Source organism: Mucilaginibacter sp. GW822-FHT03E02 (genome assembly GCF_058801545.1).
On sequence record NZ_JBXANJ010000001.1, the window covers coordinates 713,072 to 738,982 of the forward strand.

Below are 25,911 nucleotides of genomic sequence, written 5' to 3' on the forward strand. Positions count from 1 at the left end.
ATTAAGCAAATTAACGCGAATTCATCTTTTTTATAATGCCACCAATTTTAGGAGTTGGTGGCATTTTTATACACAAGCGTTACCACTTATTGTCGCCTTCGTTTTATTCGTATCAACTTAATATTCGAGCTAATTCGCTTAATTCGTGAAATTCGTGTCTATTCAAATTCGTGTCTACGCAAACAAATCACTCGCCTTATGCTGCTCAATAATTGCCTCGCGGTATTTGCTTAACAATGCCGATTTGGATATAAAGCCGATGAATAAGCCATCCTTTGCTACCGGCAGCTGCCATACATCAATGGCATCAAAAGTTTCCATTACGCTGCTGGCGGGCTGTTCGTAATCAATTATTGTTGGCGGCGCTGTCATAATATCGGCGATGATGTTATCCGCCATCTCCCGGTTAAACAGGCGCCTGCGGATATCATCAATCAGTACTACCCCTTCCAACCTTCCATCCTCTTTAAGTACCGGGAATATATTGGCATCGGTTACAGCAAGTATCTTATAAAAATCATTAACGGTAATTTGCTTGTCAACCGCGGTATATTTCTTGTTGATGATGCTATCAAGTGATATCGCGTTCAGCATGCCGTAATCCTGCCCGGGATGGATATTTTTTTCGTGAACGAGGTGCTGCCAGTAAATATTGTGAGGCGAGGACAGGCGCGATATGATGTAGGATATAGATGATACAATCATCAGCGGGATAAACAATACATACCCCCCGGTAATTTCGGCAATCAAAAATATGGCGGTAAGCGGAGCATGCATTACGCCACTTAAAGCGCCCGCCATGCCCACTGCTATAAAATTAACGGTATTTAAATGTATCAGCCCGGTAAGGTTTACTCCGTAAGCCACTGTTAATCCCAAAAAAGCCCCGGTAAACATGGTGGGCGCAAACGAGCCGCCATTACCACCCGAGCCAAGGGTTATGCCGCTGGCAATTATCTTCATAAAAACCAGCGCGATAATAAACACCAGCATAAACCACTGGTTTGACAGCCAGCCTGCAAACAACGATTCGTCTTTAAGCGCATCAATGTTGCCGTTTAAAATAGCTTGCAGGTAATGATACCCTTCGCCAAATAATTGCGGAAAAACCAAAATAATAAGGCCCAGGAACAGCCCCCCCAAAAGTGCACGCACATACCTGTTTTGCTTTTTTAAAATACCACCCTCCAACTTACCCCCTACCTTATTAATATATATAGCCATCCAGCCGCTAAACAGGCCCAGCAGAATGTAAAAAGGAATAGCGGTAACTACCCAACCCTCGGTAACCAGGTGAAATAACTGCCCCGAGTATAACAACTTGGATACCACAACTCCCGTTGCCGATGCTATAAGTAAAGGAATAAAGGTGGGGATTGTAATTTCGCCTATCAGTATCTCTAACGAGAACAGCACCCCGGCTATGGGGCTATTAAATACTGCAGCGATACCTGCCGATGCCCCCGCAGCCAGCAGTACTGTTTTTTCATAAGGGGTAAGCTTAAAAAACTTACCCACGTTTGAGCCTATGGCAGCCCCGGTTGCTACGATAGGCGCCTCTAACCCTGCCGAGCCGCCAAAACCCACCGTTAACGAACTGGTTACAATATGCGAGTAAATGTTATTGAGCCTGATGTTCGACCGGTTCTTTTTAATATTGGCCAGGATGCTGCCTATCCCCTTTTGAATTTTATCCCTATTGCCCAGGTGCTGCCAGGTTACCGCTAAAAAAATACCCAAAGCGGGCAAAAACACGTAAGCTATATGATAATACAGGTGCGATGAAATATTACGGCTTACATCCTCCATAAAGTGCACCAGGAATTTTAAGGCTATTGCTGCCAGGCCGCCAAAAAAACCAACAAACACGCTACAATAAATCAAAAAATTCCGTTGACTATTACGCCTCAGGCGCCAGCGGTTTATTTTGTAGGAGATAGATTTTAACATAATTATTTAACACGAATGCCACGAATAAGGCGAATTGGCACCAAACTTAACGCAAACAATTGAAGGCAAATTTCATGATTGAACTATACCAATTTCATTAATTAAACGTGGTTCCTATCGATGCTTTACAATTTACGCAATTTAACAAGCATTCGTAACAATTCGCCCCATTCGTGGAATTCGTGTCTGATTATTTATATTTGCCCATGATTTCTTCGCAAAGATATGATCAAAGAGGTGTATCCGCCTCTAAAGATGATGTACACAATGCCATTAAAAACATTGATAAGGGCATTTTCCCAAAAGCATTCTGCAAAATAGTCCCCGACATATTAACAAACGACGATGCCTATTGCAATATTATGCATGCTGATGGCGCGGGCACCAAATCGTCATTAGCATATACTTACTGGAAAGAAACCGGCGACATATCGGTATGGCGTGGGATAGCCCAGGATGCTATTATTATGAACCTTGATGATTTGCTTTGCGTTGGCGCAACGGATAACATCCTGTTATCATCAACCATTGGCCGCAACAAAAACCTGATACCGGGCGAAGTTATTGCTGCCATCATAAACGGCACCGAAGAAATTTTAAGCGAATTGCGCGATGCCGGAATAGGTATTTACTCCACCGGCGGCGAAACTGCTGATGTAGGCGACCTGGTGCGCACTATTATTGTAGATTCTACCGTTACCTGCCGTATGCCACGTACCGATGTTATCTCAAACCACCGCATCCAGCCCGGTGATGTTATTGTGGGTTTGGCATCATACGGCCAGGCCACTTATGAAAAAGAATATAACGGCGGCATGGGCTCAAACGGATTAACATCTGCCCGTCATGATGTGTTTAACAAAACCATCGCCGAAAAATATCCCGAAAGTTACGATTCGGCCATCCCTTATGACCTTATCTTCAGCGGCAGTAAAAACCTTACCGACCTGGTTGATATTGGCAACGGCCAAACCATTACTGCGGGTAAACTGGTATTAAGCGCTACGCGCACCTATGCACCTATTATAAAAGCCATACTTGATAAATACCGCAGCCAGATTAACGGCATGGTACATTGCAGCGGCGGCGCGCAAACCAAAGTACTGCACTTTATTGATGAACTGCATATTATCAAAGACAATCTTTTCCCTGTTCCGCCACTATTTAAACTCATTCAACAAGAGTCAAAAACCAGCTGGCAGGAAATGTATAAGGTTTTCAATATGGGCCACCGCATGGAGCTTTACGTACCTGCAGAGGTAGCGCAGGATTTAATAGCCATATCGCAAAGTTTTGGTGTTGATGCACAGGTTATTGGCCGGGTGGAAAAAGCTGACACCAAAAAAGTAACCGTAACATCGGAGTTTGGGGTGTTTGAGTACGAGTAGATGTGCAGATTTTAAATGTGCAGATATGCAGATGATGGATTTAGTTGGCACTGCAATACTTCGTGTAGCCATGTTTTTATAAACCACTACTGTCTGCCACAAAAAAATACGATTTGAGTAGATTTATTTTAAAAAAATAAATCCTGTATGTTCAAGTTTCTATCAGCACAGCCACCATTTAATTTATGGGTCATATTTTTGGCCGAAAACCTGCTGGTTACCGCAATGGCCCTGGCCTTTGGTTACCTTGTACTCAAACTTAACCGGAAGCCGGTAAAAGCAGCATCGTGTAACGAGGTATTGATTTGCCTGGTTACCAATTTAATTAATACGGCCATAACCTATGCCGGTTTCTGGCTTTGGCAGCATGGGTATATCGTGATGGGCTTTGCCATCAATTGGTTTATCCTGGTTGATTTTGTGGCTTTATTTATGCTGATGGACCTGGCCATGTTTGTTTTCCATTACGCTATACATCACTCAGCCGTTTACAAAGCTATTCACCGTTTCCATCATCATTATGCCGATCCTATCCCCATTGATCTTTTTGTACTGCACCCGGTAGAAACTGTTGGCTTTGGATCATTATGGCTTATCATAATCGCGATGTTTAATTTTAATTTTTACGCAGTTATAATTTACCTAACCGTAAACGTATTTTTTGGCATCATGGGGCATTTGGGTATCGAGCCTGTTCCGGCGGCTATCAGGAAAGCTATTCCTTTCAGATACTTCGGCACATCGTCATTTCATCATAATCATCATTTAAACATCCATTATAATTATGGGTTTTACACTACTATTTGGGATAGGCTTTTCAAAACCTATAAAAATTAGCCGAAAATTAATCGCGTTGATACCTATCCGTTTACGAATTTTAAGATCCACAAAAAAACCCGGCCAAATTGGCCGGGTTTTCTGTTTTATAGTTAGATGATATTAGTTAAATATATAACGTAATCCTAACTGAGCCTGCCAGCGTGAAGCCTGGCTGATATCGGCTTTGTACGATGATTGCAATGGCACTAAGTTAGTTGCATCAAGATACGGGAATGAGTATGTAGCTTGTTTTTGACCTGCTGCATTGGTAATTGTACCCATGTATTTGGTAACAGTTGATGAACCATTGCTGAAACCGGTAAATGAGTTTTGATATACACCCCAGTTACGGTTAAGTAAGTTACCAATGTTGATGATATCTAAAGATATTTCAATAGTGTTTTTCACTTTACCTGCAGTTACAAAGAAATCTTGTGCAATGTGTAAATCGGCTCTTTTAAAGGTTGGCAATATAGCGCCATTCCTTTGAGCATATTCACCTCTGTGTTTGCTCAGGTATGGATCCTGGTTAATGAAGTTATTTAACTGGTTCCAAAGTTGATCTGCTGTACGCAAATCCTTTGCATCATTTGGCACCAGTGTAATGTCACCTTTATTTTTAGGTATGAACATCAAATCGTTAGTAGCACCATCACCGTTAGGATCGCCCGAGGTTATGTATGATACGGCACCATTGTTAGCTGCTTCAAATATCAAACCAATGGTTGTTGCAGCATGTTTAAAGTACTCATGTTTGTATGAGAATGAAGCAATTACCCTGTTTGGCTGTACATATGAACTGTTTGAAAGGTTATCGGCATTTGGATTACCTGCTACATAACGTGTGCTCCAGATAGTTGACGCGGTTGAACCACCATCGTTAACATCTTTTGAACCTGTATGGGTGTAAGCCACGTTAGCATATAAACCATTGCTGAAGCTTTTTTGTAACTGGGCAGTAACAAAGTATGAATAACCTTTGCTGGTGTTGGTCATGTAATACAAACCTGTAATGGCTGGGTTTGCAGCAGTTGCAGCAGCAGCGGCCGGAGTTGTATTTTTTGAATCGTAACGGATTTGACCCTCTGGACCAGCTAATGTTGAATAACCATCAGATAGTACCAGGTTTTGGTGGTAAATAGCGTTAACATCTTTAGTGTACGAACCTTCTATTGTAGCAATGATACCGCCTGGTAATCTTTGATCGATAGCTAAGTTCGACCTCCAGATTTTAGGATACTTCAATTTAGGGTTAGCTACATCTAACTCGTATGATGTATTTGCAGCACCTGCCTGGGCACGGTAAGCATCAACATTGGGGTTAAATATTAAACGAGGATCGTTAGGAGTTGCGCTTTTGTTAACAGTGTATGAACCAAATAACACACCATTGTTTGATGCCTGGTTAGATACCCATACAAATGGAACTGTACCGGCAAATAAACCTGTACCGCCACGTAGTTGTGTAGTACCATCACCAAATACATCATAGTTAAAGCCTAAACGTGGTGATAATTGCACCCTGTTTTTAGGTAATACCGATGGATCAACATGCGTACCGCCCTGGAATGTTAAAGGAGGTACGTTAGCATTTTGCTGTAAAGTAGTTGGGAAAACGTCATAATCAGCACGTAAACCGTAAGTTACCCTTAAGTTATCAGTAACATGCCATTTATCCTGTATGTAAGCGCTATAAATAGAAGCGTTGATTTTAGCATAAGGGAATGAACCGTCTGGCAATGCAGAGTTACGTGTTGAATACTGAGTAGCCGGTAAGCCATTCAGAAAATCGTAAGCCGAGTTGTAAGTATATAAGCCATTATAGTTTGGCGCAAAACCGTTGGTATAACGTTGTGCCTGGCCTGTGATACCTACAGTAACCTCGTGTTTACCTGCGTAGTAAGTTAAATCATCAGAAAACTGAAGAATGTTTGTGCTTAATAAGTTGTTTGCGGTAAACAACTCATAACCAAAACTGGTTGTAACAGCCGACGCGGTAGTTTCTTTACCTGTAGATGGATCAAAAACGCCGTTACCAATATCAACCAAAGGTATCTTAGCGCCGCCCAATGATGCACGGTAATCGCGCAGGGCCGAGTAACCGGCAGTTAACCTGTTTGAAAATGAATTGCTGATACGTGTATCTAACTCGATAATACCGATGTTAAAGTTATTGTTGATACGGTAACCTGAACCATAGAATGGTAAAGTTGTAACACCTGGCGCACGGGTAGTATTGCTGATACCTGTGATACCTGAGTTACTTGCAGGTTGGTCTTTGTATGATTTCAAATAAAAATATTTAGCACTCAAAGTGTTATTTTTATTGATGTTCCAATCCAACTTAACGGTGATTTTATCACTATGTGTAGTATAGCTGTAGCCCTGGTAAGCACCCGGATCATAGCTATATTTCGATTTCAGGTAATCAGAAATTGAGTTTAATGTTGCAGCATCAGCTTGTGACACAGTAGCACCACTTACACCTGGGGCAGCAGCAACGTATGCAGTAGCCGGATTGCTGATGCGTTCCTGCTCGCCTGATAAAAAGAAGAACAATTTATTTTTGATGATTGGGCCACCAATGCTTAAACCATCCTGGTGATAGTTAAAAGGCGTTTTGGCAATATCAGTAACACCTGCATGGTAACCGGTAAGGCCGGTGCTGCGGATGTAATCATATACAGTACCTTTAAATTCGTTGGTACCCGATTTTACTACCGTGTTAACACCTGCACCTGTAAAGTTACCCTGGCGAACGTCATAAGGAGCAATATCAACCTGGATTTGGTCAATCGCATCTAATGAAATTGGCTGTGAAGCGGTTTGGCCACCTAAAGTACCTGATAAACCGAATGAGTTGTTAAACAACGCACCATCAACGGTGATGTTGTTGTAACCGCTGCTACGGCCGCCAAAGCTTAAACCGTTTGCAGATGGAGTCAATTTAGTAAAATCAGATAATGAACGGTTAATGGTAGGCAAGCTTTCAATTTGCTGGCGGCTGATGGTTTCGCGGGCACCGGTACGCGAAGAGTTAATTACTTTACTTCCCGAAGCTGTTATTTTTACTTCGCCCAAAGTAGCTGTATTATCCTCAAGTGCGGCAGAAAGCTTTTGATCCTGGCCGATAGACAAGGTAATGTTATCCTGCTGATAAGTTTTGTAACCAATAAAGCTTACTTTAAAGGTGTACGGACCGCCAACCCTTAAGTTGGGGATGTTAAACCGGCCGTCTGAGCGGCTAACAGTTGCATACACGGTACCGGTTGGCACGTGTGTAATGGTTACCGTAGCACCCGGGATGGCACCTTTAGCGTCGGTAACGATACCGTTAATGCTGGCGGTGGTAACACCCTGGGCAGCCGCATTCCTGTTCATAAAGAATGTAAAACCGGTTAATAATAATAAAAGAAGTAAATGCTTCCTCATAAATTGCTTTTTTAATTATACTTTGAGTTAATTGTCGACAAAGATAACTAATCCCCTCATTGTCAATGTTAAGTTTATGTTAACAATCTTTATATATTTTTCAACATAATGTCATAAAATCACATAAAATGCATAGTAAAAAGGTAGATTTAATGTAATATTTGTAATTATCTTGTTACTTAATCCACTACCAAACATACGCCTGTAAAAATATTTTTTTATCGCCGTGGTCAAATGTTCACTTTTCTCATTTCGCCCCTTTTTACTTAGCTTTGCGCCTTTAAAATGTAGCCCCCTGCGTTCATTACACATCCGGCTATAAATCCGTTCAAAACAAAAATTTAGTTATCAAAGTATATCATTAAAAATATGGACTACGATTTAATTGTTATAGGGTCGGGCCCGGGTGGCTACGTAGCAGCTATCCGCGCTTCTCAGCTCGGTTTAAAAACTGCCATTATCGAAAAAGAATCATTGGGCGGCATTTGCCTTAACTGGGGCTGTATCCCAACCAAAGCCTTATTAAAAAGCGCCCAGGTTTTTGAATACCTTAATCACTCACAGGATTATGGTATCAAAATAAACGGCACAGGCGAGGTTGATTTTGGCGCAGTTATCAAACGCAGCCGCGGCGTAGCCGATGGCATGAGCAAAGGCGTACAGTTTTTAATGAAAAAGAACAAAATCGAAGTAATTAACGGTTTTGGTAAATTAAAATCAAAAGGCGTTGTTGAAGTAAAATTAAACGATGGCAGCACTAAACAAATTACAGCCACAAGCATCATTCTTGCAACAGGTGGCCGCAGCCGCGAGTTACCAAATATAAAACAGGATGGCGTTAAAGTTATAGGTTACCGCCAGGCTATGATATTGCCAAAACAGCCAAAGTCAATGGTTGTGGTAGGGTCGGGCGCTATCGGTATCGAGTTTGCCTATTTTTATAACTCAATAGGCACCAAAGTTACCGTTGTTGAGTATTTGGATAATATTGTGCCGCTTGAGGACGAAGAAATTTCAAGAAACCTACAGCGTATTCTTAAAAAACAAGGCATCAACATACTTACCAGCGCCAACGTGGAATCTGTTGACAGCACAGGCGAACTTTGCAAGGTAAATGTAAAAACGGCAACAGGAACCGAAGTTATCGAAGCCGAAATCGTTTTATCAGCCGTAGGTATATCTACCAACATTGAAGGCATCGGCCTGGAAGAAGTTAGTGTGAAAACCGAGCGTGGCAAAGTTTTGGTTGATGATTATTACAAAACCAATATTGATGGTGTTTATGCCATTGGCGACATTGTAAAAGGCCAGGCCCTTGCCCACGTAGCATCTGCCGAGGGTATTATCTGCGTTGAAAAAATTGCAGGCCAAAATCCGCATCCTTTAGATTATAACAACATTCCGGGCTGTACTTATTGCTCGCCCGAAGTTGCATCAGTAGGTTATACCGAAAAAGCCGCTAAAGAAGCAGGTTACGAAATTAAAGTGGGTAAATTCCCATTCTCGGCATCGGGTAAGGCAAGTGCTGCCGGCGCTAAAGATGGTTTTGTAAAACTGATATTTGATGCCAAATACGGCGAATTCCTGGGCGCACACATGCTGGGCCTTAACGTTACTGAAATGATTGCCGAAGTAGTTACAGCCCGCAAGCTGGAAGCTACCGGTCATGAAATCATCAAATCGGTTCACCCGCACCCAACCATGAGCGAAGCTGTAATGGAAGCTGCCGCCGCCGCTTACGACGAAGTAATACACTTGTAAGTCAAAAGTAAAAATTCAAAAGTCAAAAATGCTTGTCCTTAGGGCATGGCGTATAAAAATTAAAAGGTCGATAGTCATAAACTGTCGGCCTTTTAATTTTTTCTTTAATATTACGTCAGAAAGGCTTTTTGAATTTTGACCTTTGAATTTCAATTTTGCTAATCCTTTTTGAATTTTGACTTTTGAATTTTGACTTAAAATGAAACTACACACTATAAATACCGGCTTTTTTAAATTAGATGGAGGCGCCATGTTCGGGGTGGTACCAAAAACAATTTGGAACAAAACCAACCCTGCCGATAGCAACAATCTGTGCACCTGGGCCATGCGTTGTTTGCTGGTTGAAGATGAAGGCCGTTTAATATTGATAGACACCGGCATTGGCGATAAGCAGTACCAAAAGTTTTTAAGCCATTACTATTTACATGGTGATGCCACGCTGGATAGTTCGCTTGCTGCACTTGGTTTTCACCGCGACGATATTACCGATGTATTTTTAACCCACCTGCATTTTGACCACGTAGGTGGTGCGGTAGTACGCGACGGCGAAAAGCTGCTGCCCACCTTCAGAAATGCAACATACTGGAGTAACCCAAAACATTGGGATTGGGCAATAAACCCTAACGACCGGGAAAAAGCCTCTTTTTTAAAAGAGAATATATTACCCCTACAGGAAAGCGGCCAGCTGCAATTTATAGATGCACAGGACGGGATAACCTTCGCCGAAGGATTTGATATCCGTTTTGTATCCGGCCATACCGAAGCGATGATGTTGCCGCTTATTAGCTACAAAGGCAAAAAAATACTTTACATGGCCGATCTGCTGCCTTCAGTGGGGCACCTTCCGCTGCCCTACGTAATGGCTTATGATATGTTCCCCCTCACTACCCTCAAAGAGAAAAAATTATTCCTTACTGAGGCCCTGGAGCAGGATTACGTACTTTACTTTGAACACGACCCGATAAACGAGTGCTGCACACTGCAACAAACAGAAAAAGGTATCAGGGTAAAGGATACATTTAAATTGAGTGAATTGTAAATACGCGTGGCAGAGGATTTTGATTAACTTGATGGCTTTTTCTATTTTCTCACAACTCACAACTCACAACTCACAACTCACAACTCACAACTCACAACTCAAAACTCAAAACTCAAAACTCACAACTCACTACTCAAAACTCACAACTACCTATACCCTGCCGCCTGCAAGTCAAACAACTCGGCGTAGCGGCCGCCTTTCAGGAGCAACTCTTCGTGGCTGCCAATTTCAACAAGTTCGCCTTTTTCCAGTACCAGTATTCTGTCGGCCATGCGCACGGTGCTAAACCTGTGCGAGATCAGTACCGCCGACCGGCCTTTAGTAAGCTCGGCAAAACGTTCAAAAACATTAAACTCGGCGCGGGCGTCAAGGGCCGATGTTGGCTCGTCCAATATCAACAGCTGAGCATCGCGCATGTAGGCGCGGGCAAGGGCAACCTTTTGCCATTCGCCGCCCGATAGTTCAACGCCATCGGCAAAGCGCTTGCCCAGCTGCTGGTCATACGCGCCGGGTAGTTTGGCAGCCAATACATCGGCCAGGCTTTGGCGGGCCGAGTGCTCTATCAGTGGCCGGTTATCCTGTTCGCTTATTTTACCCACTGCTATGTTTTGTGCAAAACTCATTTGGTATCGTAAATAATCCTGGAAGATAATACCTACGTTAAGCCGCAAATCGGCCAGGTCATATTCGCGCAGGTCGATGCCATCTAATAAAATGCGTCCTTCCGAGGGGTCATATAAACGGGCTAATAATTTAACCAGGGTGGTTTTTCCGGCCCCGTTCTCTCCTACCAGCGCCAGCTTTTCGCCGGGGTACAGGGTAAAACTAAGGTGCCTGTTAGCCCATTTCTCGGAGTTGAGGTACCTGAACCCAACATCCTCAAAAGTAAAGCCATGCCGAATAGTTTCAGGGAATGGCAGGCCACTTACCGAAAGTTTAATTTTAGGTTCGATCTCGAAAAATTCAAAAAAATCGCGCAGGTAAATAGCACCTTGCGATACGGCTGTAAATCGGGTAAGTATTCCCTCAAGCAAAGCCCTTAGCTGCCTGAACGAGCCTGCAAGAAAAGCCAATTCGCCTATAGTTACACTGCCTTGTACCGCGCGCATAATAATCACTACATAAGCGCCGTAATAGCCCAGGCTGCCCAGCATGGCAAAAAAAGTACCCCATAATGACCGGTTGATGGCCAGCCGCTTATTATCGGCATAAAATTTATTCGAAAGCTGCTTAAACCGGTTAATGATAAAGCCCGAAAGATCAAAAATCTTTACCTCCTTGGCGGTCTCGTCGCTTGCGCCCAGGTAGCGGATATAATCCAGTTCCCGCCTTTCGGGCGTTTGGCCGCGGGTAAGGGCGTAGCTACGGTCGTTAAAGTACGATTCGCCCAAAAAAGCCGGGATTATGGCTATCAGCAACAATATAATAAGCCATGGATTAAATGTCATGAGCCCTACAGCCAAAAAGCCCATGGTAATTAAATCCTGCACCTGGCTCATTACCTGCGATAGTAAAATGGTACGGCCAACGGTTTGCTGGCGGGCACGCTCCAGTTTATCATAAAAAACCGAATCTTCAAACTGGTCAAGATCAAGCGTGGCAGCATGCGCCATAATTTTTACAGATGTATGGTTGCTAAATAAATCGCCAAGCAGGCTATCCATTAGGGTGATAGCGCGGCTTAATGCATCGGTCAATATCGCCAAAGCAAACTCCAGCCCAACCAGTTCCCAAAGCTGGGTCATATCTTTTACCTGGCTGTGGCTTATGGTAACCACCTTATCAATAATCAGCTTGCCCACATATAGTAAGCCAAGCGGCATGGCCGAACGGGCAATACGCAACAGGGCGTTAACTACAGTCATCCAGCGGTTGGTTTGCCATACCAGCTTAAAAAAAGCAGGCAGGTTGCGCAACGCGTCGAAACGTTCTTTTAAGGTTATTTTATTGTCGATGGTGTTCTTGGGCGGGCGGTTGGTGTTCAATATAAATCTTTCGTTGTTTAATGTATTTAAACAAAAATAATCAATTGGTAAGGGATTGACATACAGCGCAAGCATTTGTGAGGGGTGGATGACAAAATGAACCTCTTTTTAAATACTATTTACAAAAAGCAAAAATCTTCCTATTCAATAATCTTATATTTTGCCATTGCTTTATTAATCATCATAGACGTTAGTTTCAACTCCAGAAAAAACAGCCCGATAAAAAGGACCGGAAAGAATGCTGCCCCCATAAAACCTTCAAAGTCCGAACGCCCGGATATTAATGATACTATCATTACCAACAGGAACAGGAGTGTAACACAATATAGCATAAAAGGAAACAAAGCTAAACGAAATTTATAATAGGTATCCGTTGGATTTTTAGGCAGGCTGATTATAATTTTAGGTAAAATTTCGACCGAGCTTTTTAAGCGAGTGAAACTCAAAGCCTCTTTTCCTTCATGACCCAGAAAATATTTATCTGACCCGATGTTTGACTTCGTTGACTCCCAATCCAGCGCGCGCCCTCGCTTAAGTGAAACCTTGCGTAATGCAGCTTCGATAACAGCCCTGTCATCGTAGTTGAAGTAAACTTTCTTGAAGTAGATCATCTGCCAGTAATTTCAGCCTAAATTATCAATTACTGGGCAATCCCGTTGCCGCTTCAATAAATAAACTCCTATTTTTGCCGCCATCATGAGCACTTCACTAAAAAACAAATTCGACAGTATAATTTTTGATTTGGACGGCACCCTTTGGGATAGCACCGCAAACGTGGCGCTGGCCTGGCAACACGCCATTAACCAGGTTGATTATTTGAACGAAGATATGACAGTTGAACGTGTAAGATCAATTACCGGCATGACCTATGATGCCATATTTGATAAGCTATTCCCCACCCTGAGCGATGAACAGCGTAAGGAAGTGCAGGCCCTATGCGCTGTAAGCGAACTGGAAATATTGCATAAAAAAGGTGGTGAGCTTTACCCTGAACTGGAAGAAACACTGAAATACCTGGGCACAAAATACAAGCTGTACATCGTGAGTAACTGCCAAAATGGATATATTGAGGTATTCCTGGATTTAAATAACATGCACCCTTATTTTCTGGCGCACCAGTGCTTTGGCACCAAAGGCACCCCCAAGGCAGATAATATTAAGGATATTGTAAACGATCATCGCCTGCAGGCACCTGTTTACGTAGGCGATACCATGGGCGATTACACATCGGCAACAAAAGCAGGTTTACCATTCATTTTTGCAAGCTATGGTTTCGGGGTTGTGCCCGACGGCATGGTGGCTACGGTGGATAGCTTTGCTGAACTGACCAAGCTTTTGTAACTACAACCGGCTCCGGTTTTTTACCCAATTACTTGGTTCGGCAATAACATTAGTCGCCACAATGGCTTTCTTGTTGCCGAGCAATTGTTCCATCAATATTGCGGCAATCTTTGCTTCATCTTCAGTCCCGGTTTGTAAATCCTCGGGGCTAAAGTATTTTTTTACAAAATGGGTGTCAAAATTGCCAGATGTAAAAGCCTCGTGCTGCATCACAAATTTGCCAAAGCCCAAAGTAGTTGTAATGCCGGTTATCTGGTATTCGTCAATTGCCCTTATCATGCGTTCTATGGCTTCGGCTCGGTCCTTGCCATAAGTTATCAGTTTAGCTATCATCGGGTCGTAATAAATGGGAATTTCCATGCCCTGTTCAAAACCATCGTCAACCCGTACACCCGGCCCCTTTGGCGTTATATAGGTTTGCAGGGTGCCAATATCCGGCAGGAAATTATTGGCGGGATCTTCTGCATAAACCCGTAGTTCCATGGCATGGCCGCGTATTTGCAAATCCTCCTGTTTAAAACTGATAGGCAGGCCGCGGGCTATGTTAATTTGCTCCTTCACCAGGTCAATCCCGGTAATTAATTCTGTAACCGGGTGCTCAACCTGCAAACGTGTATTCATCTCCAGGAAATAAAAGTTGAGCGCGTCATCCATAATAAACTCCACCGTACCGGCACCAGTGTAATTTACAGACCGGGCTACATCAACCGCGCATTTGCCCATTTGCTCCCTTATGGCCGGAGTAAGCACTTTTGAAGGCGCTTCTTCAATCACCTTTTGATGGCGGCGCTGCACCGAGCAATCGCGCTCAAACAGGTGCACAATATTGCCATGCGTATCGCCCAGAATCTGAATCTCGATATGCCTTGGCGACGAAACATAGCGCTCGATAAATACGGATCCATCGCCAAAGGCCGAAGTAGCCTCTGATACAGCTAACTGCATTTGTTCTTCAAAATCACCGGGACCGTCAACTATACGCATGCCTTTACCGCCGCCGCCTGCAGCTGCTTTTATTAATATAGGGAAGCCAACTTCAACTGCACGTTTTTTTGCCTCGGCTACGTCGGTTATCGCTTCTTCGGTACCGGGTACCATAGGGATATTATATTTTAGCGCAGCTGCTTTGGCCGATAGCTTATTGCCCATAATCTCCATGGCTTCGGGCGATGGGCCTATCAAAATAAGGCCCGCCTGGCGCACCAGTTTTGCAAAAGCGGCATTCTCGCTCAAAAAACCATAACCAGGGTGTATGCCTTCGGCACCGGTTTTTATACAGGCCGCTATAATCTTTTCGCCAACAAGATACGATTGATTAGATGGGGCAGCGCCAATATGAACAGCTTCATCAGCATACCGCACGTGCAATGCATTACGATCTGCATCCGAATAAACGGCGACAGTTTTAATACCCATTTCGCGGGCCGAACGCATTACCCTTAAAGCTATTTCGCCCCGGTTGGCTACCAGTATTTTTTGCATAAAACAAATGTAGCTGATTTAACGGTTAACAGCCGGAAATTTTTAGGTTTGATAATACTTATTAAGCCCGGAAAAACATTGGATATAAATAATATCAGATAATGAATTTTCACATCCAACAACCGGGGCTTTTGTGTTTATTCGACACTAAACGGTCAGCGCCCGGTATTTAAACCGACCTCACTTGTTTTTAACTTAAAAGCATTGAAGAGACTCTAACCGGGCAATACGCGGTTATCTGCCAGACCTATCAATTCTGTAGCTTTTCCGGCTACAACGATAGCAAACATAATGTTTAAGCGGCAACCAAAAAAACAGCGTTCTAACCAAAGGGCCTCTTTTTATCCGGGATAAACCAACATTGCCGCATCCACGGCAACGCAAGTCTTTTTGGGCCGTTACAGGTTTTATTTTCGCGATGTTATCAATGCCGCTTTTTGCATCTAATTCGGCTGTCATATTGTTTATTTATTAAGGGGTACTTTCAAGCCCCAATGTAGTCAAAAGATTATGAATTTATAATGAACATTTAGTAAAACATTTAAAAAGGGTATTTTTAGCTTATTATGTATTTATTTTCCACTTTGGCCATATAAAAAGGCCTGTAGTTAGTACCACAGGCCTTTTTATATTATTCCTTTTTATCCGGCGCGGGTGTACCTGCCGGCGGTGGGCCAGGCTGACCACCCGGAGGCGGGCCACCAGGACCAACACCAGGAGCACCTGGAGGGGGGCCGCCCGGGCCACGGCCTGCCGGCAATGTTACTTCGGGATGCGCCGCGCCGCGGTGACAACTGTAGCAGTTAACACCTGACTTTAACGTTAAGCCTAATGAGTCTTTTTTAGCATCAAAATATTTTTGGTTGATTTTGTTCATCATTTTGAACATATCGCGGGCCATTTTCTTCTCTGGCTTGGCATCACTTGCCCAATCCATCTGTTTTGCAGCTTCATCACGTACGTGGCAAAAGTTGCAATGTACACCCAATGAGTGCTCCCACTCTTCCATAACACCATGAAGTTGATCTTTGGTGATGTTTTTGGGCAATACCTTCAGGTTTTTCCAACCTGGCTCATCGGCCTTTTTGGGCGTCATCGATGTCATGGCGCCTACTACCACTACCGACATTAAACCAAGGGTAACTAATATTTTTTTGTTTACCAGCATAATTGTCATATTTAAGTCATCTAATGTAGATATTAAGTTTGAATGTTACAACCTTCAAAATGACGATTAATTGGTAACTTTTTAGATACATGCCCCCCCAGCCTCCTAAAGGGGGTGCTTTTTGATTTGCAAATGGCTTTAAGCTGGGCAACTTCGTTCCCCCTTCAGGGGGTTAGGGGGCTTAATTTCTCGCTGATAGCCCAAAGTTTGTCGCGGGCGGCGGTATCTGTGGCAATAGCCGATGTTTTGGCAATTTTTTTCTTTTTAAAATAGCCTCCGTTATACTTATCAAGGCGTGGCGCAGTTGCCAGGAATACGGTAGTTGCAGCGCCTTGCTGCGCACTGATCATAAACGGGCGGATCAGGGTGGTCATCAGTTTGCCCAGCCCTTTAAAATCATCCCAAAAATGGGTATTGACTACACCGGGGTGCAATGAAAAAGCGAGAATACCTTTATTTGCAAATTTTGACGCCAGCGATTGCGTAAAATAAATATTGAACAGTTTATTCATCCCATAAACCTTCCAGGCGTTGTATGACCTCCCGCACTGCAAATCATCAAACTGCGGAGTACCGCGCTTGTGCGCTTCTGAGCTAACGTTGATAATACGTGCCTGCCCTTTTTGCAGCAGCGGCATCAACAGGTTAGTTAACAAAAAATGCCCGAGGTGATTGACGGTGAAGGTTAATTCAAAACCATCTTTACTTAGCACGCGTTCTGCAAAAATACCACCTGCATTGTTAATGAGCGTGTTAATGGCAAATAACTTGCCGGATAATTCGGCGGCGGCATCGCGCACGGTTTGTAAATCGGCCAGGTCGCATTTAATAACGTGTACCTCCTTGTTTCCGGTTTCGTTAATTAAATAGGCTTTGAATTCCTCGCCTTTTTGTGTGTTGCGCACCAGCAAGTAAAGCGAATGCCCCTGCCGGGCCAATGAAAGTGCGGTTTCTTTCCCGATGCCTGATGTGGCACCTGTAATAACGGTTGTTTTTATTGCCATTCCCCCAGCCCCCTAAAGGGGGAGCTTTTTGACTGGCAAGATAGAGGTTTTTTGTTAAGGAATTAAGGTTGACTTAATATCGAACACCGAATATCCAATTTCGAATAATGAAGGAAAAATTTCGGTGTTGGATATTCGGAATTCAGTGTTCGATATTATTTTTCACTTCTGTTTTTCTTAACTTAATGACATTGGGGGAGGGTTTGGGGAGGGTCTATTTCTGCATTACCATAACGCCGTTCATCAACAAAGTACTACCGCCATCGGCTACTATGTTGTAAACTTTTTGGATACCGCCGCCATTTTCCGTTTTTTGAAGTACGGTAAAAGCTTCGTATTTTCCGGTTTGCTCGTTAAGGCAAAGCACTTCTTGGCCGGTAGTAATCTCGCCCATTTTCTGGTTGCCTTGTTTGGTAAGCATCGGGTGGTTTGGCGTGGCCTGCAATACTTTGGTATTCAGTTTTATCAACCAGCCCGCCCTGGTGTTTTTAACATCAGCGGCAACAAGCACCAGGCGTGTTAATGCGTAATTTTTTGCTTCATGGGTTGTTAACTCCTTTACCTTAACTACCGAGCTTTTATTGGTAGCCGGGTCAATGGTAATAACTTCATCGCCGCTTTTAATAGTGCTCAGCATTTTTTTGCCTCCATTTGCCATGGTTACCATCTCATCGCCAGGGAAACAAATATCGTTACCGTAAGTAGCCGATTCTTCCTTCATATCCTTGCCGCCGTTCAGCACTTTATATTGCTGAAAACTTACTTCTTTTGACAATACATACGATAGCTTCAGAATAAAATTGGTTTCAACCTTGTTAATATTGTCAATATCTAAAAAGTACTTCTCCCATACTTTGCCATCGGCAGTAAAATCGGGCACCAGGGCTTTATATAATTTGCCTTTTTCGTTGGTATAAAACACCATCAGCCCAATTTCCTGCATGCCTTCCTTAGCTATCAGCTTATAAAGGTCTACACGTTTTTTCAGCCCGTCAGATCCGGTGATAAAATACGGTTTCCGGTTTTCATACCTGTCCAGTACGTAGGCGTTCTCAAATTTCACATATGTATCCTTATCCAGATCGGCAATGGTAAAAGTTTGCGCTTTGTTGTACTCATCCATCGTAAGCGGACGAGGATTTACCGCCGCTGTTGTTTGTGCACGGCTTAAATAAATAGAACCGGTTAAAAGTATTGTTAATGTTAGTTTACGCATAAGCCCCCTCTAAATCTCCCCCGGTAGGGGAGACTTTATTTTTTTAAATTTATAATTTTCGAATACACTCGTAAAGCCCTCTCCCTTTAGGGGAGGGTTTGGGTGGGGCTTTAACTTAGTTGTTTAAACGCCTCGGCAAATGCTTCCATTTCGTCCATGCGGCCGATGCTTACGCGACACCACTCTTTACCGTTAAATTGCCAGCTGCGTACGCCCACGCCGCGTTTCATCATTTCGCTTACAAATTTTTTGCTGTCCATTTTTAGCGGGAACATTACAAAATTGGCCGATGACGGGATATATTCGTAGCCTTCCTTTTTCAACACCGAGTACAAATACTCTTTTGATGCCAGCGTTTTTTCTAAAGCTTCTTTCAAAAATGCCTCCTCGCGATAACCGGCAATAGCACCGGCAATTGTTGTTGCCGACAGCGAGAAACCTGTGGTGTAATTAGATAAGGCCTTAATTGTATCCGGCTGAGCCACAATGTACCCGCAGCGCAGGCCGGCAAACCCGTATAGTTTAGAGAATGTGCGGGCAACTATAATATTGCTGCCGGCTTTCATAGTGCTTATCATCGAGGAACCTTTAGGATCGGGCAGGTAATCGATGTAGGCTTCATCAACAAAAACAGTTACTTTTTTAGATACCCGTTCGCAAAATGCTTTCAGCTTTGCAGTATCTAATATAGTTGCCGTTGGGTTATTAGGGTTACAGATATAAACCAGGCCTGTATTGGCATCAATTTTAGCCTCCATGGCATCCAGATCAAGCTTGTAATCGGCGGTTAAGGGTACTTTAACCCATTTGCCTTCCAACCTTTCGGCATGCGATGGCAGATCGTCATAAGATGGATCGCCGGTGATGATACTTTTTCCGCCCTTGCTGTAATACATGGCGGCAGCCAGCAATAGCGGTGATGAGCCGGATTCCATCAGGACATTACCCGACGAAATTCCCTCATAGCTGGCAATTTTATCATAAAGCATCCCCATTGATTGCATTGGGTATTGGTAACCCAGGTCGATAGCTTCCTGGATTGCTTTTTTTGCGGCGGGCGATGGGCCGAATGGGTTTTCATTGGCCAGCAAACGCGCTTTTAATACCGGTGGCGCATCTGCTATGGCATCCATATCGGTAAAGCGTTTAGCCAGCGGGGACAGCTTCTTAGCAACCGGCATAGCGGCCAGCTTACTGATTGTCCCCGAAAAGAAGGCCAGTCCCCCGGCCATAAGTGCGCTGGACTTGATCCAGTTTCTGCGGTTAAGTGAGTTTGCCATTTTTTTAAGTATCAAGTAGTTAGTATCAAGTATCAAGACTGATGATCCTGACGCATGACAGATTTATTTATCTTGTATTATTATAGTTTTAACCAATTCAATCTTAGTCCCGAAACATTTTCCACTCCCCGACAGCTATCTTAACTCTTGATTCTATTTCCAAAAACCTATTTTACCGCCGGGTACGAAGCCCTTCCTTCGGTTACCCTGGCATGCAAGGCAGCAACCGTGCTACGGGCCGATTCAAATGCGCCGGCCATCCATGCATTAAGATAGGTTAGGTGTTCGCCGGCAAAGTATACCTGCTTATCGGGCTTTAATAGTACCGGGTATTGTGTTTTGCGTGTTTCGGTGCTGTAAACAGCCCATCCGCCTAAATTGTACTTTGTTTTGTGCCAGCTAACTGAAAAAGACCCTTCAAATTCCTTATCATATTGAGGGTGGATAAGCCTGCCTTTTTCCAACGCAAACTTCTCACGATCGGCGTAACCTAAAGCGCCGATTTTCTGGGCTTTTTCGTTAAAATTGTAATATCCAATCAAGATACCCTTTTTTCCTAAATAATCATAAGATGGGTAAAAAATTTGTGTTAAATCGTTGTTGCTGTGGGTAATACCGCCATAAATATGCTCATCCTCTTCCCAAAACCTGCGTTTAAACTGCAAGCCTATTTTACCTGTTTGTATATAGCTGATATAATCGATAGCCCTGCTAACATCGCCCGAGAAATTGTTGTTTACGTTGCTTAAAACAGGTAGCGGCAAAGTGCAAATACACATATCGCCGGTTAATTCATGAACGCCTGTGGCATCTTTATAAGTGATCTTTACCCCTTCGGCCAGGTTATTGATCGAAGTAACTTCGGCACCCATTTTTACGGATGGGGCCACCTTTTTTTCAAGGGCTTTGGCAATCTGATCCATCCCGCCAACAGCCTGAAACATGGTCATCTGCAGTTCATAGGTATATTCGGCCACGTTGTAAAAATCAGGATCCATGAGGCCCGAGTGCAGGATATCGGCCAGTTTATGCGGCTCGGCAATTTTGCCGGGCCTGTCCCCAGCCCCTGGCGACTCGGTATACCCCCTCCTGGCAGATGCCTTGTAAAGCTTATCTATATCAAGGCCTCCTTCGGCTTGCAGGTAGGCAATTATCTTTTCGCCGTCCTCTTTGGTCATGGCGCTATCCAAACCGCCATGATCGATGCTTTTGGCCAGCATTTCGGTCATATAACCCCGAATATCGTTATGAATTTCGCGTACACGGACTTTTTTATTGGAGAGCGAGCCTTTACCTTCGGCAAAGTAATAAGCGCCTTCATTAACGTTGTTGTACACCTGTATGGGTACGCCCAACTCTTTACAGTAATGTAGTGTTAACTCATGATTGTGCGGTATACGCGAAGGGCCGGCGTTAAAGTAAAGGCCATCATCAAATTTGGCAGTAACGGCGGGTTTGTCAATCTCCTGGTTAGTTGCACCGTTACGGATACTCCAACAACGGCCACCGGTACGCTGGCGGGCCTCCAGTATGGTGCATTGATAGCCCAATTTATTAAGCTCATAAGCGCAGGTTAGGCCGGCAAGGCCCGCCCCTAATATAATAATGTGTTTGCCCTTGCCATCACCCTCCAAATTAAAGGCGTGCGCGGGAGCGGGTTTTAGCATGCCCAGTGCCAACATAGCGGGATAAGCCCCACCGGCCAGCATAGCACCCTTACCCAGAAAATCTCTGCGGGTAATTGTTTTCAATAAGATCAGTTTTATGCTTTACAATTATGTAAGGCTTAAAGATAGTTTTTTAATTGATTTAATAAAAGATATGCCATAATTTTTTAATTATGATAATATCTACGGGCTTAGTATGGATTATTTAAAAAACAAAACGGTTCAATAAAAAAGGTCGCTCCTTTTGGAAACGACCTGTAATCTCAAACGTTTTATTAGCCGGTTTACTGCGCCGGCTGCCCTTTATGTGCAGCTACTGATTTGTTATAATAGTCAAGCAGCTTATCTATATTCTTCAGGTTATACTTGTGCTGTTTAATGCTTTCCACCACCTGCTCTTCATCGCCCAATATCTCAATCATAATATCTTCAAAATTGGCATCGGTTATACGCTGCATATCGGCGGTGTTTTCGCCAAAATAGTAGGTAGTTTTTGAGCTTTTGCCACCGCCACCATTACCGCCGCCGCCGCCAAGCGAAACACCCACCCCGCCGCCAAGGCCGCCACCGTAACCACCACTACCGTAGCCCATAGCTACACCCGGCGAAAAATGGACACCGCCACCACCGCCGGTTGCGCCTTTGGCTGCGTATAGTTTAAGTGGTTCGTCAAGCACTACCTGTACAAAATCGGTTTCCTCTTTGCTCCAGTCTTCGTTGCGTGGGGCGTGGGCGACCACAAAGCTATCCTTGCCAGCCACAAAAGAGCGGATATCGCTGGCGCTGAGTTTATAGGGATTTATTTTTTCGTCGTCTTTAAATTCAATAAAGCCTTCATCTTTAATAGGGCCTTTGCCGCCGGGGTTTACGCGGATAAAACCGGCAGTGCGGTTACCTTTTACATCGGTAAAAGCACCCGGCTGCCATTTTTGCGATTTTGCTGATACAAAACACAGCATAAAAAATAAAATGATTAAAATTGAGCGCATAACAAGTATAAAATACAAAGAACGTAATTTTTAGATATTTAATATGATGACTGTTGATTTACGCAGCGACACCGTTACCAAACCAACTCCAGGCATGCTGGAAGCCATGTGGAGCGCCAAAGTTGGCGATGATGTTTTTGGCGAAGATGAAACCATAAATGCCCTGGAAGAAAAAGCCGCCGCCATGTTTGGCATGGAGGCCGGCATTTTTTGCCCATCGGGTACCATGACCAACCAGATAGCCATTAAATGCTTTACCCAGCCACTGGATGAGCTGATTGCCGACCAAACAGCCCACGTGTACCGTTATGAAGGCGGCGGTATTGCCTTTAACTCCGGCGTATCTACCCGTTTGCTCAACGGCTATCGCGGTATTATCACTGCCGAAATGATTGAGCCTGAAATTAATGCCGAAAACATTCACTACCCACACACCAGCCTGGTGGTATTAGAAAACACGGTGAACAAAGGCGGCGGCAGTTGCTATACTTTAAATGATATTAAACCAATAGCTCAGCTTTGCCAGACCAGAGATTTAAAACTCCATTTGGATGGCGCCCGCATTTTTAACGCACTTGCCCATACAGGCGATAAAGCTGTTGATTATGGAACCTATTTTGACGGTATTTCGGTTTGCTTATCCAAAGGACTGGGCGCACCCGTTGGCTCGGTTTTACTGGCCGATAAGGCGACTATTAAATACGCGCGCCGCATTCGTAAGGTAATGGGTGGCGGTATGCGCCAGGCAGGCTTCCTGGCCGCGGCAGCTATCTACGCATTGGACCACCATGTAGAGCGTTTGAAGATAGACCATGCCCACGCCCGCATTTTGGGCGAAGAACTGGCTAATTTAAGCTGGATAACTCATGTAATGCCGGTAGAAACCAATATTGTACTATTTGATACTGTAGAACCCGCCAAAGCCGTACTGGCCAAACTGGCCGAAAAAGGCATCAAAGCCAGCGATACCGATAAACACCGCATCCGTTTTGTAACACACCTTGATTTGCATGCAGATCAGGTTGAATATTTGGTTGGGGTGCTGAAGGGAATTTAGTCCGAAAGTCAGGAAGACCGGAAGTCCGAAAGTCAGGAAAGACCGAAAATAACAGCCCACTTCAAAACTTGATTCTACAATTACTTTCGGACTTCCGGTCTTTCGGACTTTACTGACTTCCCAACTTATTTCGGTACCCTATCAGCCGATTGGCGTTCAACCATCCAGCCGGGGTATTCTTTTGGCAGGACGCTCACTTCGTCGATGCGTTTTAGTTCATCGGCAGATAGTTCTACTTCAATTGATTTCAGGTTATCATTCAGCTGATCGATGTTTTTGGCTCCGATAATGGTGCTGGTGATACCGTTTTGCAGGCGAACCCATGCCAGGGCGATTTGGGCAGCAGATACATTTTTCTGTTTGCCTATCTCGCTTATCACATCCACAATATCATAAGCTTTATCCTTATTTATTGGCGGGAAATCAAATGTATCCCTGCGCGATCCTTCTGATTTTTGATTATCGCGGGTAAACTTACCCGAAATAAAGCCACCTGCCAAAGGGCTCCATGGCATCACAGCCAGGTTTTGATCTTTGGCTACGGGTAGCAGTTCCCTTTCAATATCGCGGCCTGCTAAAGAGTAAAAATATTGCAGACCCACAAATTTATGCCAGCCATTCTTTTCGGCTATACCGGCGGCTTTCATTACCATCCAGGCAGGCCAGTTGCAGCAGGCAATGTAGCGTACTTTGCCAGTGAGTACAATATCGTTTAATGACCGCATAATTTCTTCAACCGGGGTTGCCAAATCCACACCGTGAACGTACAGCACATCAATATGATCAACCTGTAAGCGTTTCAAACTGTCATCAACCGAATTAAATATATGGTAACGGGAAAGGCCTGTATTATTTGGCCCCTCGCCCATGCGGCCGCGTACTTTTGTAGCGATGATAAGTTCCTGGCGGTTTAACCCAAGATCGATAATTGATTGGCCAAGCAATGTTTCCGATTCGCCAAAGGAATAAACGTTGGCCGTATCGATGAAATTGATACCCGACTCAACAACGGTTTTCATCAGTTCATTGACGCCCTCCTGTTTTATCTGGCCTATGGCTTCCCAATAGCCTTTGCCACCAAAGGTCATGGTGCCAAAGCAAATTTCGGACACCAGCAGGCCGGTATTGCCTAAAAAATTGTATTTCATAAGTTTGATGTTTTGTTGATGGTGAAGTTAGGGAAATGGAAAACAATCAGGAAAACGGAATCAAGATTTAATGTTTTTTGGGCAGATAAACATATCCATCGTGATATAAACAAAAAAAGCCCCAAAGGGCCTTGTGATCATATCTTAATAACAAATAAGCTTTACTTAAAGTTTCTCTATTTCCTGGATAGAAAGCTTGGTTGTTTTCGCAATAAATTCAGCCGCTAAACCTTCTTTTTTGAGTTCGCGGGCTATGGCAACAGCTTCTTCGTGTTTACCTTTCAATTTACCTTCCTGTATACCTTCCTGTATACCTTCCAATTTACCTTTCCGCTTACCTTCCTGTATGCCTTCCTGTTTGGCCCTGTCCAATAAAAGCTCTTCGATACCCATTGTGGCGCTCCTTTCTGTTAAAATTTCTACCCCTTGCTCAAATTTAGTATTTATATCCGGGTTTTCAAAACGAACATAATACTTCAAAAAATTCATTAACACCCTTATTTTGTCCTTTGATATTTGCCTGGTTAACAACAATTTTGCCAATTTAAGTTTTAACTCAAGCAACAGCTCATCCCTGGCACTACTATCTTTTAAGTTTTTGCCGGCAAGTGCCGCCCTGGCAGTTAGTACTACTAATGCAAACGGATTATCAGTCCCAAACAATTCCTCATCACTTTGGCTGGCTATTTTATAGGTATTAAAAGTATATCGCAAACTTGTACCCATAAAGTCTAATGTAAAATGATCCGGCCGTGCTTTTGTGTTTGCCTCGGTAAAGATGGCATAGGCAACTATAGGTTTTTGATACTTATCCAATATCCTATAAAAATAGGTAAACATACGGCTACCAAAATCCTTTTGATATTGACCCTGCACCTCGATATGTACCAAAATCCATTCTTCATTACCGGTTCTGGTAAATACTTTAACCAATTTATCAATCACTTTAGGAGAGTACTCACCGTCCTCGGGCGGAAAAACCTGCTCCAGTTCCTTATCCAAAAACTCAAATCCCTTATCAAAATCAAATATATCCCTGGCATCAGGATTAAGGAAACACAAGAAATCGTCAAAAACATCTTCAAGAATGCCTTTCCAAAGAATATCATCTTTTCTTCTCATTAAACAATAATATAAAATATGATTGGCAAAGCACCAAATACTAACAAATTAGTTACATTACTA

The 25,911-nt window shown here is 43.6% G+C and carries 19 protein-coding genes; 6 read left to right on the plus strand and 13 right to left on the minus strand.

Going from position 1 to position 25,911, the window contains the following annotated elements; all coding sequences use genetic code 11:
- Positions 1–174: 174 nt before the first annotated feature.
- Entirely contained in the window at positions 175–1,950 is a 1,776-nt protein-coding gene (locus AC1RM2_RS02650; protein ID WP_492983099.1) for a chloride channel protein, read from the minus strand.
- Positions 1,951–2,156: 206 nt separating this feature from the next.
- On the opposite strand from AC1RM2_RS02650, the gene AC1RM2_RS02655 reads away from it, so the two are divergent.
- Complete coding sequence (locus tag AC1RM2_RS02655) at positions 2,157–3,338, plus strand: AIR synthase related protein (protein WP_492983101.1); 1,182 nt, start codon at positions 2,157–2,159, stop codon at positions 3,336–3,338.
- A gap of 147 nt (positions 3,339–3,485) precedes the next feature.
- Positions 3,486–4,175 (plus strand): sterol desaturase family protein, encoded by a 690-nt coding sequence (locus AC1RM2_RS02660; protein ID WP_492983103.1) that lies wholly within the window; start codon positions 3,486–3,488, stop codon positions 4,173–4,175.
- A gap of 102 nt (positions 4,176–4,277) precedes the next feature.
- Here the strand turns inward: AC1RM2_RS02660 and AC1RM2_RS02665 are convergent, their stop codons facing one another.
- Positions 4,278–7,589 (minus strand): TonB-dependent receptor, encoded by a 3,312-nt coding sequence (locus tag AC1RM2_RS02665; RefSeq protein ID WP_492983105.1) that lies wholly within the window; start codon positions 7,587–7,589, stop codon positions 4,278–4,280.
- A gap of 369 nt (positions 7,590–7,958) precedes the next feature.
- Between AC1RM2_RS02665 and lpdA the strand changes: the two genes are divergently transcribed.
- Together lpdA and AC1RM2_RS02675 are read left to right on the plus strand one after the other, a co-directional pair.
- Positions 7,959–9,350 carry a dihydrolipoyl dehydrogenase gene (gene lpdA / locus AC1RM2_RS02670; RefSeq protein WP_492983107.1) on the plus strand — a complete coding sequence of 464 codons (1,392 nt, stop codon included), beginning with the start codon at positions 7,959–7,961 and terminating at the stop codon, positions 9,348–9,350.
- 199 nt (positions 9,351–9,549) lie between these two features.
- Complete coding sequence (locus AC1RM2_RS02675) at positions 9,550–10,389, plus strand: MBL fold metallo-hydrolase (RefSeq protein ID WP_492983109.1); 840 nt, start codon at positions 9,550–9,552, stop codon at positions 10,387–10,389.
- A gap of 146 nt (positions 10,390–10,535) precedes the next feature.
- Here AC1RM2_RS02675 and AC1RM2_RS02680 read toward each other — a convergent pair whose 3' ends face one another.
- Both AC1RM2_RS02680 and AC1RM2_RS02685 read right to left on the minus strand, forming a co-directional pair.
- Positions 10,536–12,374, minus strand: a complete 1,839-nt coding sequence (locus AC1RM2_RS02680; RefSeq protein WP_492983111.1) for an ABC transporter ATP-binding protein — start codon at positions 12,372–12,374, stop codon at positions 10,536–10,538.
- 140 nt (positions 12,375–12,514) lie between these two features.
- The gene (locus AC1RM2_RS02685) at positions 12,515–12,985 is read right to left on the minus strand and encodes a hypothetical protein (RefSeq protein ID WP_492983113.1); all 471 of its coding nucleotides are present in this window, start codon (positions 12,983–12,985) and stop codon (positions 12,515–12,517) included.
- An 85-nt stretch (positions 12,986–13,070) separates the two neighbouring features.
- Here AC1RM2_RS02685 and AC1RM2_RS02690 point away from each other — a divergent pair, with 85 nt between their 5' ends.
- Positions 13,071–13,715 carry an HAD family hydrolase gene (locus AC1RM2_RS02690; RefSeq protein WP_492983115.1) on the plus strand — a complete coding sequence of 215 codons (645 nt, stop codon included), beginning with the start codon at positions 13,071–13,073 and terminating at the stop codon, positions 13,713–13,715.
- On the opposite strand, the gene accC is transcribed toward AC1RM2_RS02690, so the two are convergent.
- From accC to AC1RM2_RS02725, 7 genes are all read right to left on the minus strand, one after another.
- The gene (gene accC, locus AC1RM2_RS02695; protein ID WP_492983117.1) at positions 13,716–15,197 is read right to left on the minus strand and encodes an acetyl-CoA carboxylase biotin carboxylase subunit; all 1,482 of its coding nucleotides are present in this window, start codon (positions 15,195–15,197) and stop codon (positions 13,716–13,718) included. It abuts the gene before it with no gap.
- Between the two features lie 631 nt (positions 15,198–15,828).
- Positions 15,829–16,365 carry a c-type cytochrome gene (locus tag AC1RM2_RS02700; protein ID WP_492983119.1) on the minus strand — a complete coding sequence of 179 codons (537 nt, stop codon included), beginning with the start codon at positions 16,363–16,365 and terminating at the stop codon, positions 15,829–15,831.
- A 164-nt stretch (positions 16,366–16,529) separates the two neighbouring features.
- On the minus strand, positions 16,530–17,369 hold the full coding sequence (locus AC1RM2_RS02705) for an SDR family NAD(P)-dependent oxidoreductase (RefSeq protein ID WP_492983121.1): 840 nt from the start codon (positions 17,367–17,369) through the stop codon (positions 16,530–16,532).
- Positions 17,370–17,583: 214 nt separating this feature from the next.
- Entirely contained in the window at positions 17,584–18,585 is a 1,002-nt protein-coding gene (locus tag AC1RM2_RS02710; protein WP_492983123.1) for a Hint domain-containing protein, read from the minus strand.
- Positions 18,586–18,695: 110 nt separating this feature from the next.
- Positions 18,696–19,865 carry a pyridoxal phosphate-dependent aminotransferase gene (locus tag AC1RM2_RS02715; protein ID WP_492983125.1) on the minus strand — a complete coding sequence of 390 codons (1,170 nt, stop codon included), beginning with the start codon at positions 19,863–19,865 and terminating at the stop codon, positions 18,696–18,698.
- Positions 19,866–20,032: 167 nt separating this feature from the next.
- Positions 20,033–21,616 carry a flavin monoamine oxidase family protein gene (locus AC1RM2_RS02720; RefSeq protein WP_492983127.1) on the minus strand — a complete coding sequence of 528 codons (1,584 nt, stop codon included), beginning with the start codon at positions 21,614–21,616 and terminating at the stop codon, positions 20,033–20,035.
- 200 nt (positions 21,617–21,816) lie between these two features.
- On the minus strand, positions 21,817–22,491 hold the full coding sequence (locus AC1RM2_RS02725; RefSeq protein WP_492983129.1) for a hypothetical protein: 675 nt from the start codon (positions 22,489–22,491) through the stop codon (positions 21,817–21,819).
- Positions 22,492–22,564: 73 nt separating this feature from the next.
- On the opposite strand from AC1RM2_RS02725, the gene AC1RM2_RS02730 reads away from it, so the two are divergent.
- Positions 22,565–23,578, plus strand: a complete 1,014-nt coding sequence (locus tag AC1RM2_RS02730; RefSeq protein WP_492983131.1) for a threonine aldolase family protein — start codon at positions 22,565–22,567, stop codon at positions 23,576–23,578.
- Positions 23,579–23,703: 125 nt separating this feature from the next.
- Here the strand turns inward: AC1RM2_RS02730 and AC1RM2_RS02735 are convergent, their stop codons facing one another.
- Together AC1RM2_RS02735 and AC1RM2_RS02740 are read right to left on the minus strand one after the other, a co-directional pair.
- On the minus strand, positions 23,704–24,726 hold the full coding sequence (locus AC1RM2_RS02735) for an aldo/keto reductase (RefSeq protein WP_492983133.1): 1,023 nt from the start codon (positions 24,724–24,726) through the stop codon (positions 23,704–23,706).
- A 165-nt stretch (positions 24,727–24,891) separates the two neighbouring features.
- Positions 24,892–25,848, minus strand: a complete 957-nt coding sequence (locus AC1RM2_RS02740; RefSeq protein ID WP_492983135.1) for an Rpn family recombination-promoting nuclease/putative transposase — start codon at positions 25,846–25,848, stop codon at positions 24,892–24,894.
- Positions 25,849–25,911 lie beyond the last annotated feature (63 nt).

Bases quoted from the DNA above. Each gene is read 5' to 3' on its own strand.
- AC1RM2_RS02675 (WP_492983109.1), top strand. From the start codon at position 9,550: ATGAAACTACACACTATAAATACCGGCTTTTTTAAATTAGATGGAGGC.
- AC1RM2_RS02700 (WP_492983119.1), bottom strand. From the start codon at position 16,365: ATGCTGGTAAACAAAAAAATATTAGTTACCCTTGGTTTAATGTCGGTA.
- AC1RM2_RS02725 (WP_492983129.1), bottom strand. From the start codon at position 22,491: ATGCTGTGTTTTGTATCAGCAAAATCGCAAAAATGGCAGCCGGGTGCT.
- AC1RM2_RS02710 (WP_492983123.1), bottom strand. From the start codon at position 18,585: ATGCGTAAACTAACATTAACAATACTTTTAACCGGTTCTATTTATTTA.
- AC1RM2_RS02685 (WP_492983113.1), bottom strand. From the start codon at position 12,985: ATGATCTACTTCAAGAAAGTTTACTTCAACTACGATGACAGGGCTGTT.
- AC1RM2_RS02735 (WP_492983133.1), bottom strand. From the start codon at position 24,726: ATGAAATACAATTTTTTAGGCAATACCGGCCTGCTGGTGTCCGAAATT.
- AC1RM2_RS02650 (WP_492983099.1), bottom strand. From the start codon at position 1,950: ATGTTAAAATCTATCTCCTACAAAATAAACCGCTGGCGCCTGAGGCGT.
- accC (WP_492983117.1), bottom strand. From the start codon at position 15,197: ATGCAAAAAATACTGGTAGCCAACCGGGGCGAAATAGCTTTAAGGGTA.
- AC1RM2_RS02740 (WP_492983135.1), bottom strand. From the start codon at position 25,848: ATGAGAAGAAAAGATGATATTCTTTGGAAAGGCATTCTTGAAGATGTT.
- AC1RM2_RS02665 (WP_492983105.1), bottom strand. From the start codon at position 7,589: ATGAGGAAGCATTTACTTCTTTTATTATTATTAACCGGTTTTACATTC.
- AC1RM2_RS02715 (WP_492983125.1), bottom strand. From the start codon at position 19,865: ATGGCAAACTCACTTAACCGCAGAAACTGGATCAAGTCCAGCGCACTT.
- AC1RM2_RS02660 (WP_492983103.1), top strand. From the start codon at position 3,486: ATGTTCAAGTTTCTATCAGCACAGCCACCATTTAATTTATGGGTCATA.
- AC1RM2_RS02690 (WP_492983115.1), top strand. From the start codon at position 13,071: ATGAGCACTTCACTAAAAAACAAATTCGACAGTATAATTTTTGATTTG.
- lpdA (WP_492983107.1), top strand. From the start codon at position 7,959: ATGGACTACGATTTAATTGTTATAGGGTCGGGCCCGGGTGGCTACGTA.
- AC1RM2_RS02730 (WP_492983131.1), top strand. From the start codon at position 22,565: ATGATGACTGTTGATTTACGCAGCGACACCGTTACCAAACCAACTCCA.
- AC1RM2_RS02655 (WP_492983101.1), top strand. From the start codon at position 2,157: ATGATTTCTTCGCAAAGATATGATCAAAGAGGTGTATCCGCCTCTAAA.
- AC1RM2_RS02705 (WP_492983121.1), bottom strand. From the start codon at position 17,369: ATGGCAATAAAAACAACCGTTATTACAGGTGCCACATCAGGCATCGGG.